Source organism: Alkalihalophilus pseudofirmus OF4, assembly GCF_000005825.2.
Classification (GTDB): Bacteria; Bacillota; Bacilli; order Bacillales; family Bacillaceae_D; genus Alkalihalophilus; species Alkalihalophilus pseudofirmus.
Window position 1 is genome coordinate 1,620,150 of the sequence record NC_013791.2, and the last position, 14,393, is coordinate 1,634,542.

General features: G+C 41.5%; 11 protein-coding genes. 8 read left to right on the forward strand and 3 right to left on the reverse strand.

Annotated features, from left to right (window positions below; all coding sequences use genetic code 11):
- The first annotated feature begins 11 nt into the window (after positions 1-11).
- The 5 genes from BPOF4_RS08110 (at position 12) to BPOF4_RS08130 (ending at position 5,699) form a co-directional block, all read left to right on the forward strand.
- On the forward strand, positions 12-1,298 hold the full coding sequence (locus BPOF4_RS08110; protein ID WP_012958631.1) for a GntP family permease: 1,287 nt from the start codon (positions 12-14) through the stop codon (positions 1,296-1,298).
- Positions 1,299-1,339: 41 nt separating this feature from the next.
- Positions 1,340-2,080 (forward strand): 3-oxoacyl-[acyl-carrier-protein] reductase, encoded by a 741-nt coding sequence (fabG, locus tag BPOF4_RS08115; RefSeq protein ID WP_012958632.1) that lies wholly within the window; start codon positions 1,340-1,342, stop codon positions 2,078-2,080.
- Between the two features lie 173 nt (positions 2,081-2,253).
- Complete coding sequence (fadH, locus tag BPOF4_RS08120; protein ID WP_012958633.1) at positions 2,254-3,024, forward strand: 2,4-dienoyl-CoA reductase; 771 nt, start codon at positions 2,254-2,256, stop codon at positions 3,022-3,024.
- Between the two features lie 159 nt (positions 3,025-3,183).
- Entirely contained in the window at positions 3,184-4,161 is a 978-nt protein-coding gene (locus BPOF4_RS08125; RefSeq protein ID WP_012958634.1) for an ABC transporter ATP-binding protein, read from the forward strand.
- Positions 4,158-5,699 (forward strand): ABC transporter permease/substrate-binding protein, encoded by a 1,542-nt coding sequence (locus tag BPOF4_RS08130; protein ID WP_012958635.1) that lies wholly within the window; start codon positions 4,158-4,160, stop codon positions 5,697-5,699. The genes BPOF4_RS08125 and BPOF4_RS08130 overlap by 4 nt, the downstream gene beginning before the upstream one ends.
- Before the next feature lie 48 nt (positions 5,700-5,747).
- Here BPOF4_RS08130 and BPOF4_RS08135 read toward each other — a convergent pair whose 3' ends face one another.
- A complete protein-coding gene (locus BPOF4_RS08135; RefSeq protein WP_012958636.1) occupies positions 5,748-7,067 on the reverse strand; it encodes a DUF2254 domain-containing protein in 1,320 nt (439 codons plus the stop codon).
- Positions 7,068-7,206: 139 nt separating this feature from the next.
- On the opposite strand from BPOF4_RS08135, the gene BPOF4_RS08140 reads away from it, so the two are divergent.
- The gene (locus tag BPOF4_RS08140) at positions 7,207-7,620 is read left to right on the forward strand and encodes a CoA-binding protein (protein ID WP_012958637.1); all 414 of its coding nucleotides are present in this window, start codon (positions 7,207-7,209) and stop codon (positions 7,618-7,620) included.
- 38 nt (positions 7,621-7,658) lie between these two features.
- On the opposite strand, the gene BPOF4_RS08145 is transcribed toward BPOF4_RS08140, so the two are convergent.
- Positions 7,659-8,216 carry a GNAT family N-acetyltransferase gene (locus BPOF4_RS08145; RefSeq protein ID WP_012958638.1) on the reverse strand — a complete coding sequence of 186 codons (558 nt, stop codon included), beginning with the start codon at positions 8,214-8,216 and terminating at the stop codon, positions 7,659-7,661.
- A gap of 252 nt (positions 8,217-8,468) precedes the next feature.
- Here BPOF4_RS08145 and parE point away from each other — a divergent pair, with 252 nt between their 5' ends.
- Positions 8,469-10,460 (forward strand): DNA topoisomerase IV subunit B, encoded by a 1,992-nt coding sequence (gene parE / locus BPOF4_RS08150; protein ID WP_218959103.1) that lies wholly within the window; start codon positions 8,469-8,471, stop codon positions 10,458-10,460.
- Positions 10,461-10,462: 2 nt separating this feature from the next.
- The gene (parC, locus tag BPOF4_RS08155; protein ID WP_012958640.1) at positions 10,463-12,895 is read left to right on the forward strand and encodes a DNA topoisomerase IV subunit A; all 2,433 of its coding nucleotides are present in this window, start codon (positions 10,463-10,465) and stop codon (positions 12,893-12,895) included.
- 32 nt (positions 12,896-12,927) lie between these two features.
- Here parC and ytvI read toward each other — a convergent pair whose 3' ends face one another.
- Positions 12,928-14,052 (reverse strand): sporulation integral membrane protein YtvI, encoded by a 1,125-nt coding sequence (ytvI, locus tag BPOF4_RS08160; RefSeq protein ID WP_012958641.1) that lies wholly within the window; start codon positions 14,050-14,052, stop codon positions 12,928-12,930.
- Positions 14,053-14,393 lie beyond the last annotated feature (341 nt).

Consider the following 14,393-nt stretch of genomic DNA (forward strand, 5'->3'; position numbering starts at 1 on the left):
GGGGAGAAAGAATGTTAGGTATCGTTTTAGGTCTTGTATTATTAATGTTTCTTGCATATCGAGGCTGGTCAATCATCTGGGTTGCACCAATCACAGCTGGTGTTGTAGCAATATTCGGCGGCCTTGATCTCTTAGATGCATATAAAAATACGTACATGGAAGGCTTCGTAAACTTTGCGAAATTATGGTTCCCTGTATTTATGCTTGGTGCAATTTTTGGTAAACTGATGGAGGATACTGGTGCAGCTAGTTCAGTAGCTTCGATGATTACTAAAGTTATTGGTAAACAACGTGCGATTTTAGGTGTAATTGTTGCTTGTGCAGTATTAACATACGGCGGGGTTAGTTTATTCGTTGTCGTATTTGCGGTATATCCTTTAGCGATTGCGCTATTCCGTGAAGCAAATATTACACGCCGCTTAATTCCTGGTACAGTAGCACTTGGTGCGTTTACGTTTACGATGACAGCTGTTCCTGGTACACCGCAAATTCAAAACCTTATTCCGACTGAGTACTACGGTACAACAGCAATGGCAGCGCCATTTATGGGAATCATTGCAGCTCTTGTTATGGGTGTCGGCGGATATGTTTATTTAACTTGGAGAGAAAAGCAGACACGCGCTGCAGGTGAAGTGTTCACTGAGCCTAAAGACCAAGAAATTAAGGAAATTGACGAAGCTAAGCTTCCAAATCCAATCTTGTCGTTCTTACCGCTGGTTGCTGTAATCTTCACATTGAATGTATTTAACTGGGATATCGTCGTTGCCCTTATCACAGGTATTCTGATGATTATTGTGTTCAACTTCAAGATGGTTTCTAAGTTTATCGACTCTGTCAACAAAGGCGCAAGTGGTTCTGTTATTGCCATTGTTAACACAAGTGCTGCTGTAGGATTTGGTGCGGTTGTAAGAGCCGTTCCTGGATTTGAGAAACTGACTGAATTTGTTATGGGGATTCAAGGCAGCCCGCTAATCTCACAAGCTGTAGCGATCAACATTCTTGCTGGTTCAACTGGGTCAGCATCAGGCGGAATGGGTATTGCTCTAGAAGCATTAGGTGACCGTTACATGGAGCTAGCGGCTCAAACAGGCATTGACCCTGAAGCCTTCCACCGTGTAGCATCAATTGCATCAGGTGGTTTAGATACGCTTCCGCATAACGGCGCTGTTTTGACATTGCTTACGATTACAGGAATGTCACACAAAGATTCATATAAAGATATTTTCGTCGTTGGTTGTGCGATTCCAGTATTAAGTGTTATTGTCGCAATCATCGTTGGTTCAATCGGTATTATTTAATCTAAAACTATCATTATAATCATTTCTAGGAGGAACAATTCATGAAATTACAAGATAAAGTAGCAGTTATTACAGGTGCAGGTCGTGGAATCGGTGAAGCAACAGCATTTAAATTTGCTAAAGAAGGCGCAAAAGTGGTTGTAGCTGATATGAACGAAGAGGAAATTAACGCAACGGTTGCAGCTGTAAAGGAAATGGGTGGAGAAGCGACTGGCTTTGTTGTGAATGTTACAAAGCGTGAAGAAGTGAAAAACTTAATGGCTCATGCGGTAGAGACATTCGGCCGTGTTGATGTTGTTGTAAATAATGCTGGGATTACAGCGGATGCACAACTTCTAAAAATGACAGATGAGCAGTGGGACCGTGTGATTGATGTAAACCTTAAAGGTGTATTCATGGTATCGCAAGAAGCAGCAGCGATCATGAAAGAGCAGCAAGGCGGCGTAATATTAAATGCTTCTTCTGTTGTTGGTTCATATGGTAACTTCGGTCAAACAAACTATGCTGCAACAAAATGGGGCGTTAACGGTATGACAAAAACATGGGCAAAAGAACTTGGCCGTTTCAATGTGCGTGTTAATGCAGTAGCTCCAGGGTTCATCTTAACGCCAATGACAGCTAAAATGCCTGAAAAAGTTTTAGATATGATGAAAGATAAGTCTGTTTTAAACGATTTAGGAACGCCGGAAGATATTGCAAATGGATATGCATTCCTTGCATCTGATGAAGCTCGTTTCATTACAGGAACGATCCTTAGCATCGACGGCGGGGTAGTCATCTAATTTCATAACGTATAGATAAAACAGCTGTTTAGTAAGCAGCTGTTTTATTTTTTCCAAAAATGAGTAAGAAAACCCTTTCATAATTCTGAATAGTTCGTCATAATAGAATGAGAGAGTGAGTGATGGAGATAAGATCGGAGTCAATTATGTAATAATTGATGGGGGTATGGTCTATGGAGAAGAAAACAGTAATCGTTACAGGCGGCAGTAATGGAATGGGTAAAGCAATGGCTAAGAAATTTGCAAGCCAAGGTGCATACGTTACGATCAGCGGACGTGATGAAGAACGTTTATTACAAGCTAAAAAGGAAATTGAGACCTTTGAGGGACAAGTCCTTCCTGTCGTAATGGATGTACGTGACCCGGAAAAAGTACAACATATGGTCGATGTGACAAAAGAAACATTCGGTCAAATTGATTATTTAGTAAATAATGCAGCAGGAAACTTCCTCGTACGAGCTGAAGAGCTCTCTGAGAATGGATGGAAGGCTGTCATTGATATTGTTTTAAATGGTACATGGTATTGTACACAAGCTGTAGGTAAGGAATGGATTGCTAATAAACAGCAAGGGTCAATCACTAATATCATTGCGACATACGCTTGGACAGCAGGCCCGGGTGTAGTGCACTCAGCAAGCGCAAAAGCAGGCGTTCTTGCAATGACACGTACGTTAGCAGTAGAATGGGGCAGCCAGTATGGCATTCGTTTAAATGCGATTGCTCCAGGTCCAATTGAGGATACGGGCGGCGCTGAGCGCTTAATTATGAATGAAGCAGCTCATAAAAAGGTGATCAACAGTATCCCTGCGAGAAGGTTTGGGAAAGTAGAAGAAGTAGCAGGCCTTGCATCGTTCTTATTTTCTGAGGAAGCGAAATACATTAACGGTGACTGTATCACAATCGATGGCGGCCAATGGTTAAACAGTGCCTCCTTTCAATCGTAATACTTAGAACATGCCAAGAGTTCTTATGGACTCTTGGTTTTTTCGTGTGGTTTTGAATGGTTTTGGGGAGACTATTTATAAAGAAAATGTTTAAACAATCAGCGAATCGGGTATGAACATAATCTGCTTGTAGAAATATACGTGAAAGGAATTGAAGGAATGATCACATTTGACAACGTCTCAAAACAATATGAAGACGGTACAAAAGCAGTCGACACCCTTAATTTTACCGTTAATAAAGGTGAATTTTTTGTTGTTATTGGACCAAGCGGCTGCGGTAAAACAACTACAATGAAGATGGTAAACCGGCTGATTGACCCAACAGATGGAACCATCCGTATTAATGATCAGAACATTAAAGAAGGAGATATACATACTTTGCGCTGGAACATCGGATATGTTCTCCAGCAAATTGCCCTTTTTCCCAATATGACTGTTGCTGAGAATATTTCTGTGGTTCCAGAAATGAAAAAGTGGTCAAAAGAAAAAATAAAGAACCGAGTAGATGAGCTTTTAAATCTAGTTGGACTTGAACCGGAGACATATCGTGATCGTATGACGAATGAACTCTCAGGGGGCCAGCAGCAGCGTGTCGGTGTAGCAAGAGCACTTGCTGCTGATCCAGATATTTTATTAATGGATGAACCATTTAGTGCCCTTGATCCAATCAGCCGCGAACAGCTGCAAGAGGATATCCAGCAATTGCAGCATAAGATTCAGAAAACGATCGTCTTTGTTACCCACGACATGGATGAAGCATTAAAGCTTGGTGACCGCATTTGTGTAATGAAAGAGGGCAAAATCATTCAAATAGGAACGCCTGCAGAGCTGATGGATACTCCAGCTGACCCATTTGTGACACAGTTTCTTGGCAATCGTCAAGTAGCTGCGGATAACAAAGCGAGCGAAAAGCTGACTGTCTCAGATGTGATGGACCGTAATGTTAATTTAGTTAATCATTCTGCTCTATCAGAAAAACATACGATCTCTCAGGGTGAGTCGATTGAGACTGCCTTTTTGAGGCTAAACGAAGGATCGGTTCCTTACCTCTTAGTAAAAGAGAACGAAGAAGTTGTCGGTACAGTAAGTTATGAGGATCTCGCTCGCAAATGGATGAAGGAGCGTGAGGCACAGTGAACACCTTAACAAATTTATATGACCTCTTCCTGGCAAGGCAAGATCTTTTATGGATTGCCTTATGGGAACATATTCAGCTCTCTTTAATCTCTCTTTTAATTGCTGTATTTATAGCGGTTCCGCTTGGCGTGCTTTTATCAAGAAAGCAGAAAATGGCTGAATTCATCATTGGGATCACAGCCGTTCTACAAACGATCCCTAGTCTTGCGTTGCTCGGATTTATGATCTTATTTGTCGGTATTGGGACAACACCAGCTATTATTGCTCTTACAGCGTATGCCTTGCTTCCTATTTTACGGAACACCTACACAGGAATCAGCGAGGTTGACCCTGCTATCCGGGAGGCTGCACGTGGAATGGGAATGAATTCCTACCGCAGGCTGATGCGCGTTGAAATGCCGATTGCCATGCCTACAGTGATGGCTGGTATTAGAACGTCTATGGTCCTTATTGTCGGTACAGCGACTCTTGCAGCTTTAATCGGTGCAGGAGGTTTAGGGGATTTAATTATGACGGGGATCCAGCGTGCAAATAATGAATACATCCTGCTCGGCGCAATACCAGCTGCCCTGCTCGCCTTGTTTTTTGATTTTGTGCTGCGGATAACTGAAAGCCGTTCAAAAGGATCATCCTTCATGCCGATTGTAACAGTCGTCTCACTTGCCTTATTAATTGTCGTTATCCCTCCAATCGTTTCTAGCCAAGGAGGCGGTGATGCAGGTACAATACTTACTGTTGGTGGTAAAGAAGGAGCAGAGCCGATTATTATCGGTAATATGTATAAATTATTAATTGAAGATCAAACAGATATGACGGTTGATGTTCAAGGAAATTTGGGCGGTACTGACTTTGTCTACAATGCCTTGCGTGTGGGAGACATCGATATGTACCTCGAATTCTCCGGAACGGTAGTCGGCGACCTCTTAAATATTGAGGACTTTAGCTATGATGAGCGAGAGGCATATGAGCAGGCTCGTGATGGCATCTATGAAGCAGAACAGCTTGTTTTCTTAGAGCCGATGGACTATCATAATACGTATGCGATTGCTGTTACAAATGAATTTGCCGAAGAATCAGGGGTTGAAACGATTTCTGACTTAGCGCCATATCAAGATGAGCTGTCGGCAGGGTTTACGTTCGAATTTGTCGATCGTCATGACGGTTATCCTGGCCTGCAAGAGAAGTACGGCATCTCATTCTCCAGCGTTCAATCAATGGAAGCAGCTCTTCGCTCTCGTGCGCTTGTGTCAGGAGATGTGGATGTGATTGATGCGTATTCAACAGATGCTTACTTAGTTGAATATGATTTGGTTGTATTAGAGGATGACGAACAATTGTTCCCTCCATACCAAGGAGCACCATTACTTCGTGAAGAAACACTTGAAGAACATCCAGAACTTAAGGAGATTCTGAATCAACTAGCTGGTATGATTACGGAAGAAGAAATTCAACAAATGAATTATCGTGTCGATTATGATGATGAAAACCCTGAAGATGTTGCAAGAGAATTTCTTCAAGAAAAAGGGTTCATTCAATAAGGTAAGAATAAATAAGAGAAAGCGGCAGCTCACATGAGGCTGCCGCTTTTAAAGTGGAATAAAATGTTCACTCTTATCTGTATGAATCGCCAGCTGCTGCCATTTATCATTCAGATAGCGTTTATCAAGATCAAGGATTTCATCTGGATGCAGTCCTGCGCGAATATAGGCCGCAAAATCCCATACAGATTCTTTAATTTCCTCTGAATTATTAATGGCGATCGCTTTAAGAGATTCAATTAATGCATTGAGTACTGAGAGGTCTTCACAGCCATACTGTCTGATCTGATAGAAACAGCGATATAGGTAGTCATTAAAGCTGCGCTCCTGAAAGATCACACGCAGATTTCCGTTCGAATCATTATAATAAGTTCTATGCAGGTTTTTTCTTGATAGAACTGTTAATACTCTCGCTAGTGCACGCACTCCGCTGACTGCCGTATTGGGGTCATTTATCCCTGATGATAAGGCACGCAACGTGATTTCTACTAATTTTGTGAGGCCAAAGTCAATATCCTGAATAGTTGCCCGCTCCCCGCCAAGAAGAATATGTTTTGCGTACAAGGTATGTTTTTCCTTTGGCAAGGCTCCATATAATTCAAATAATACGCCGCCTTGCTCGATATAATTGCCAAGTCCCGCTTCTACTTTAAGAATAATATTATCCGCTTCTGATTGGTCTGTTAATCCTTTCACATCAATGATCTGCACATATCCATTTGCCTGTGCAAAGATATAATGCGGGTTATGAAGAATCAGCTCTTCGCTTTCCCAATCCCGCCACGGCTCATCTTGCTCAACTGTTTGATTGTCCTCGTAATAATGTTCAATCGATTGAATCGTATTTTCAGTGATTTTGTGAATTAAATTGCTCACTTGAATCCATTTTCCGACATGATGCACGAAATAAACAAAGAAGCCGACACAGACAAACGCGTACGCTACGGCAATCGTTGGTGAAATAAACATTTCTGTTGGGTGATTAGCTCTTAATATAAGTAATAGTAAAAGGGAGAAAAGAAATCCACCAATAAACACACCTAGTATTCGCTGCGTATGAACATCTGTCATAAAGTTTTGCATCGTGCGCGGTGAAAATTGGGATAAATATGTTGTTAAGACGACCATAATTGTCGAAAAGGAGATCGTTGTCATTGTAAGCAAGGAAGAAGAGATCGTACTTAACAGAGTTTGAGCTAGGGAGATATCGGTTATAAGAAATGCAGGGAGCTTGGTGAGCAGAGTGCTGTGTGTGATAACATATTGATCAGCCAAGTAGCTTATCACCGCTAAGACAATCGAAACAACACTGTAGACTGCAGGGATAAACCAAAATTGATTTCGCAGTTTTATTAATAGCGAATGCACATTTCCTCCCCCTCTTAACCCGTTTTATGTAGTATGTACGAAAAGGTTATCTCTTATTTTGGCAGGAATATGAGCAGCAGATCTTGAAGAAAGTAAAGGAGTCTATATACGATTTTAAGATAAAAAGGAGTGCATAACGATGGGAATTCAAAATCCAACAGACGAGAAAATCAAGGAGGTGCTACATACGAGTAAGCGTATTGCTGTTGTAGGATTATCAGGAAACCCAGACCGAACGTCTTACATGGTATCTGAAGCGATGCAAAATGCAGGCTATACGATTATTCCAGTCAACCCTACTGTAAATGAAGTCCTTGGGGAGAAAGCAGTGGCAAGCCTGAAAGAAATTGACGGTGAAGTTGATATTGTGAATGTATTTAGAAGAAGTGAATTTTTACCCGAAGTCGCTCGTGATACGGTTGAAATCGGTGCAAAAACGTTCTGGGCGCAGCTAGGGGTTGCAAATCAAGAAGCGTATGATTATTTAAAAGATAATGGTGTGGAAACCATTATGGACCGCTGCATTAAAGTAGAGCACGCTAAATTTAAATAAGCCTAAATAAAAACGTGCCTTATTGTCTAGGCACGTTTTTATTCGTTTGATTGAGAGTAGTAGATGAGGTTATCGGTCCATTTTCCAAACTCATGTATGAATCCTTTTCTTATACACTCGTACTGCATGCCTGCTTTTTCAGCCAGGGCGATGGAGGCGTTATTATCTACATTGATATGTGCTTCAATCCGGTGATAATTTAATTCCGTATGAGCGAGACGCAGCACTTCCTTTACGGCTTCCGTACCATAGCCTTTCCCCCAGTGCTGATTATGGATCGTATAGCCGAATCTGCCCCAATGAAAGTTTTCTCTCATTAACGTTGATACATCGATCACACCTAAGTGAGTATGGTCGCTCTTATTAAACACACCAAATACATATAATGAATCCTCTTTGGCCATCCCTTGATGCCGGTTGACCAAGTCATAAAACCATTGTTCTGTGCACATACTCATATCAACCTGCCCCTCATCATAGAGGTGCACAGAAGGCTTCCGGCTTGAGTATTGGTTAAACCAATTCACATAATCATGGTACTGATAAGGTCTTACGATCAAACGTTCGGTAAACCCTGATAGTTGAAAAGTCTGCACGCATTAGTCTCCTCTTCATTTGTTATTTCAATTATTATAACATGTGAGATCAATGGCCAATCGTCAATCTTTCGTCAAAATCCGCTATGACTTTTTTCATAGAAAAAGCAGGAATCCCTAAAAGAGGTTGCGAATACTGAAATAACAGCTACAATAGTAAAGGCAATGGTGAACGTGCATTAAACCACTAAATGAACACAAGTTAAAGACCGAATAGAAACATGTGTTCGTTTGTGCTACAATACAAGTAGCATGTTGAAAGGAGTACCAATCTTGGCTAAGAAACAACATCTTGATTATAACGATGACGCAATACAAGTATTAGAAGGATTAGAGGCGGTTAGAAAACGCCCAGGTATGTATATAGGAAGCACGGATGGACGAGGACTGCATCATCTCGTTTATGAAATCGTAGATAATGCAGTAGATGAAGCTCTTGCAGGATTCGGATCATACATAAAAGTTACGATTCACCGTGACAACAGTATTTCAGTCACAGATGAAGGCCGGGGTATGCCTGTTGGAATGCATAAATTAGGCAAGCCAACTCCAGAGATCATTTTAACTGTATTACACGCAGGAGGTAAATTCGGTCAAGGAGGCTATGCAACGAGCGGCGGATTGCATGGCGTAGGGGCGTCTGTTGTAAATGCCTTGTCCGAATGGCTTGTTGTTGAAATCAAACGCGATGGAACGGTATATAAGCAGCGTTTTGAAAACGGCGGTAAGGCAGTGACAACCCTAGAAAAACAGGGGACGACTAGAAAATCTGGTACAACAATTCATTTTAAACCAGACCCATCGATTTTCAGCGTGACCACATATAACTTTGAAACGTTATCAGAGCGGCTGCGCGAGGCTGCATTCCTTTTAAAAGGGTTAAAAATTGAGCTTTGTGACATGCGCAGTGACCAAGAGAACGAGATTTTCCATTATGATAATGGGATCGAAGCGTTTGTTGAATATTTAAATGAGGATAAAGAAACGCTGCATCCTGTTGTATCGTTTTCAGGCGAACACCAAGAGATTGAAGTAGAGCTTGCGTTTCAATTTAACGATGGCTATACAGAGAGTGTCTTATCGTTTGTTAATAATGTCCGCACAAAAGACGGCGGTACGCATGAATTAGGTGCCAAAGCTGCGATGACACGAGCAGTGAATGAATATGCTCGTAAGGTGAAGCTTCTAAAAGAAAAAGAGAAGAACTTGGATGGATCTGATATCCGTGAAGGCTTTACGGCTATTGTGTCTGTTCGAGTGCCTGAAGCAAAGCTGCAGTTTGAAGGACAAACAAAAAGCAAGCTAGGGACACCTGAAGCACGTTCGGCTGTAGATGGGCTTGTTTCAGAAAAGCTCTCCTATTTCTTTGAAGAGAATCCTGATATCAGCACGATGCTGATCAAAAAGGCGGTAAAAGCAGCTCAAGCGAGAGAAGCAGCAAGAAAAGCCCGTGAGGATGCGCGTAACGGCAAGAAGAGCAAGCGAAAGGATGTCCTCCTAAGCGGGAAATTAACACCAGCTCAATCGAAAAATCCTAAACGCAACGAATTATACCTCGTTGAGGGTGATTCTGCCGGTGGTTCTGCTAAACAAGGACGTGATCGTAAATTCCAAGCGGTGCTGCCTCTTCGCGGGAAAGTGATTAATACGGAGAAAGCTAAGCTTGAAGATATTATGAAAAACGAGGAGATCCGCACGATCATTCATACGATCGGAGCGGGTGTAGGGGCAGACTTTGACCTCGAGGATGTGAATTACGATAAAATCGTTATCATGACCGATGCTGATACGGATGGCGCGCATATTCAAGTGCTCCTCTTAACATTCTTCTATCGCTATATGCGCCCGCTTGTTGAAGCAGGTAAAGTATATATTGCGCTTCCACCTCTTTACAAAGTAAGCAGAGGAACAGGCAAAAAAGAAGTTATTGAGTATGCATGGGATGAACGGGAGCTTGATACAGCAATTAAGAAGGTCGGACGCGGATATATGCTGCAGCGCTATAAAGGTCTCGGTGAGATGAATGCGACTCAGCTATGGGAGACAACGATGGACCCTGAAACACGTACGTTGATCCGTGTTAAAATTGATGATGCTGCTAGAGCAGAAAGAAGAGTAACTACGTTGATGGGTGATAAAGTTGAACCTCGCCGTAAATGGATCGAAACACATGTTGCCTTCGGTCTTGAGGAAGAAACAAACATCTTAGAAAATGAAAACTTAGCAGTAGTTGAGGAGGAATAAGCGTGTCACAAACAGAGCGTTACTTAGACCTTCCTTTAGAAGACGTTATTGGTGATAGGTTCGGTCGTTATAGTAAATACATTATACAAGAGCGTGCCCTTCCGGATGCTCGTGACGGGTTAAAGCCTGTGCAGCGTCGTATTTTATATGCGATGTATCGTGATGGAAACACAGCGGATAAACCGTTTCGTAAATCAGCGAAAACGGTCGGTAATGTGATCGGTAACTATCATCCGCACGGTGATTCGTCTGTGTATGATGCGATGATTCGGATGAGTCAGGAATGGAAGGTTCGTAACCTTCTTGTCGATATGCACGGAAACAACGGCTCGATTGACGGCGACCCTCCTGCAGCGATGCGTTATACAGAAGCAAGACTATCTAAAATCTCAGCAGAGCTCCTGCGTGATATTGATAAAGAAACAGTTGACTATATTCCTAACTTTGACGATTCAGAAGATGAGCCGGTCGTTTTGCCGGCAATGTTTCCGAATCTCTTAGTAAACGGATCAACTGGAATCTCAGCGGGGTATGCAACAGATATCCCGCCGCATCATCTTAGTGAAATTATCGATGGTGTGATTATGCAAATGGAAAAGCCGCAAACGACGCTTGAGGACTTAATGACGGTCATTAAAGGACCTGATTTCCCAACAGGCGGGATTGTTCAAGGGATTGACGGGATTAAGCAGGCTTATCGTACAGGTAAAGGGAAAGTGATTGTCCGTGCGAAAACGGAAGTTGAAGAGCTGCGCGGCGGACGCCAGCAAATCACGATCACTGAAATTCCTTATGAAGTCGTTAAAGCCAATCTCGTAAAGAAGATGGACGAGCTGCGTTTTGATAAAAAAGTAGATGGAATTGCTGAAGTGCGTGATGATACAGACCGTACAGGCTTACGTATTGTTGTCGAGCTTAAAAAAGAAGCAGATGCTAAGGCGATCCTTCATTACCTGTTCAAAAATACTGACTTACAAGTGACGTATAATTTTAATATGGTAGCAATCCATAACAAGACACCTAAGCTAATGGGACTGCAGCCTCTGATTCAAGCGTATATTGACCACCAGAAGGAAGTTGCGACTCGTCGTGCCCAATATGACTTGAAAAAGGCAAAAGACCGTCAGCATATCGTAAAAGGCTTAATTAAAGCGATCTCAATTTTAGATGAGGTTATTGCGACGATCCGTTCATCTAAAGATAAGAAAGACGCGAAAGAGAATTTAATTCGTGAATACGACTTCTCAGAAGCACAAGCAGAAGCGATCGTAACATTGCAGCTATATCGTTTAACTAATACGGATATTACAACCCTAGAAGAAGAAGCAGCAGAGCTTGAGCGCCGTATTCATGAGTTAGAAGCCATTTTAGGCAGCGAGAAAAAGCTGATCACGGTTATTAAAAAAGGTCTTCAATCTGTGAAAAAGCAGTTTGCAGACCCAAGACGTACAGTGATTAAAGAAGAAATTGAAGAAATAAAGATTAATATGGATGTTCTAGTGGCCTCTGAAGATGTAATGGTTACCGTTACAGAAGAAGGTTATGTGAAACGAACGAGCATCCGCTCTTATACTGCTTCAAACGGTGAGCCGCCAGGGATGAAAGAGGGAGACAGGCTTTTAGACCGGTTTGAAATGAATACAACAGATACACTGCTCTTATTCACTAAACTTGGCAGCTATTTGTATGTACCAGTTCATCATCTGCCTGATATCCGCTGGAAAGACAACGGGCAGCATATTGCTAACTTAGTTAGTGTTGATCGTGACGACTGTATTTTGAGAGCGATGCCAGTCAAAGAATTCAGTGAGTCCGAGTCACTCTTATTTATTACGAAAAATGGAATGGCCAAACGGTCTCAGTTATCTCTTTATCAAGCACAGCGTTTTTCAAAGCCGCTTATGGCGTTAAAGTTAAAGGCTGATGATGAAGTGGTATCTGTGATGCGTACGGACGGGAAGAAAGAATTATTTATAGCGACTCATCTAGGATACGGGTTATGGTTTGATGAAGAAGAAATTAGCCTCGTTGGTCAGAGGGCAGCAGGTGTAAAAGCGATTAATCTAAAAGATGATGATAAAGTCGTAGATGCTTTCACTTTCGAACCAGAAGACAAAGTTGATCTATTTATTGTTACACATCGCGGCGCTGTAAAGAAAATGCCTTTAAGTGAGTTTGATAAATCATCACGTGCAAAACGTGGATTAGTGATGTTGCGAGAGTTAAAGTCGAATGCACATCGAGTCATTGGATGCAGACGTGTTTCAAAAGAAACATTAATTGAAATACTTACTGAAAAAGGCCAGCAAGAAACAATCGATCCGTCCGCTTACCGAATGAGTGATCGTTACTCAAATGGATCCTTTGCCATTGATTCAGCACAAGCAGGCTCTGTAACGGAAGTGAGACAAACGAAACGTGAAGCAAGTGAATAAATAAAAGCTGAACCGATTAGGGTTCAGCTTTTTTATGTTTCTTTAGCCCATCCATTTTTGATAAATTGGGTAATCGAGCGGACCACGCCGATATCATTTAAAATCATTAGGAACACGAGTAACACAGGTCCAAATAACAGCCCAAGCGCACCGAAGAGCTGCAGACCGACAAAAAGAGAAATAAGCACCGCTACAGGGTTTAAATCGAGATTAGAGGATAAAATTTTAGGTTCAATGAGCTGCCTTACAATCACAATAATGCCATATAAAATCGTCAACCCGATTGCTAAGGAAAAGTCTCCGACGATAAATAAGTATACAAACCAAGGAATCAGGATCGTTCCTGTACCTAAATAAGGCAAGAGCTCAGCAATTCCAATTACCACTGCGAGCGTCACAACATGCTCTACGCGAAGGATAGAGAGTCCAACGAGCACAATTAAGCCAGTAATCATCATTAAAATAAATTGAGCCTTCAAAAACCCGAATAATCGAGTTCGAACGGCAGCTCCAAAGTCTCTAATAAGCAGTAAAAAGGAAGGTGCGAGGGCTTCACGTGTCTTTTCTCTATAAAAGGTCCACTGTTTCCCCATAAAGTAAATACTCAAGATGATAAAGACAAAAGCAACTAAGAATGTTGGAACACCCATCAGAATATGGGTGATTCGATCAACAAGGGTTTGGCCTGCTTGTCCGAGCAAACTACCAACTTGAGATCCCAACTGAACGATACTTTGACGGAGGGCTTCTTGCTCCTCGTAGCTGAATGTATCAAAGATGCCTAAAATTTGCTGCCAGAAAGGGAATATGACTTGATTAAAAAATTGCTGCAAAGAAATGGAAGACGTCTCAATCCAGCCTGGGATTTGTTGAAAAAAGTTACGCAAGCTGTAACCAATGAGAAAAATGGCACCGGTTATAACAGAACTGACTAAAATAATGCTTCCTAATAAGCCGAAAAAACTCGCAAATCCAGAGCTGAATTTAAGCTTTTCTCTCATAAAACGAACCCACGGCTGAAGAAACCATGCGATCGCAGCAGCAATCCAAAATGGATAGGTTAACGAAAAGAAATTAATTAATAACCAGCCAAATACAATAAGTGCAATAGCAATAATAACTGTACGAAGAATCATTAAGCCATGTTCACGTGTCATAAATACGTTCCTTTCGAAAAAAGAGGTCATAACTGCATGTGAATTTGGTAACATATACCATAATTTTAAGTGTAAGATAGATCCGTGTCAATTTGCGGCAGATGATTGTTAAGTATTTAATATAGATATATATGCAGCATGCAATAAAAATAGAACAAGTAAAGAAAAACAGGAGTATTACAAAGAATAGACAATAAATTGATTATGTAAACTTGTTGTCGGTTTAATAGAGGGTGTATGAGAACTGGAGTGGTTTTAATTAATATAGAATGAGGGTTGGAGAACTTAATGAGAGTATCGATAAAGCATAAATCAGTTAATGATAAAAATATGGCGTATCA

Bases quoted from the DNA above. Each gene is read 5' to 3' on its own strand.
- fabG (WP_012958632.1), top strand. From the start codon at position 1,340: ATGAAATTACAAGATAAAGTAGCAGTTATTACAGGTGCAGGTCGTGGA.
- BPOF4_RS08140 (WP_012958637.1), top strand. From the start codon at position 7,207: ATGGGAATTCAAAATCCAACAGACGAGAAAATCAAGGAGGTGCTACAT.
- BPOF4_RS08110 (WP_012958631.1), top strand. From the start codon at position 12: ATGTTAGGTATCGTTTTAGGTCTTGTATTATTAATGTTTCTTGCATAT.
- fadH (WP_012958633.1), top strand. From the start codon at position 2,254: ATGGAGAAGAAAACAGTAATCGTTACAGGCGGCAGTAATGGAATGGGT.
- ytvI (WP_012958641.1), bottom strand. From the start codon at position 14,052: ATGACACGTGAACATGGCTTAATGATTCTTCGTACAGTTATTATTGCT.
- parE (WP_218959103.1), top strand. From the start codon at position 8,469: ATGTTGAAAGGAGTACCAATCTTGGCTAAGAAACAACATCTTGATTAT.
- BPOF4_RS08125 (WP_012958634.1), top strand. From the start codon at position 3,184: ATGATCACATTTGACAACGTCTCAAAACAATATGAAGACGGTACAAAA.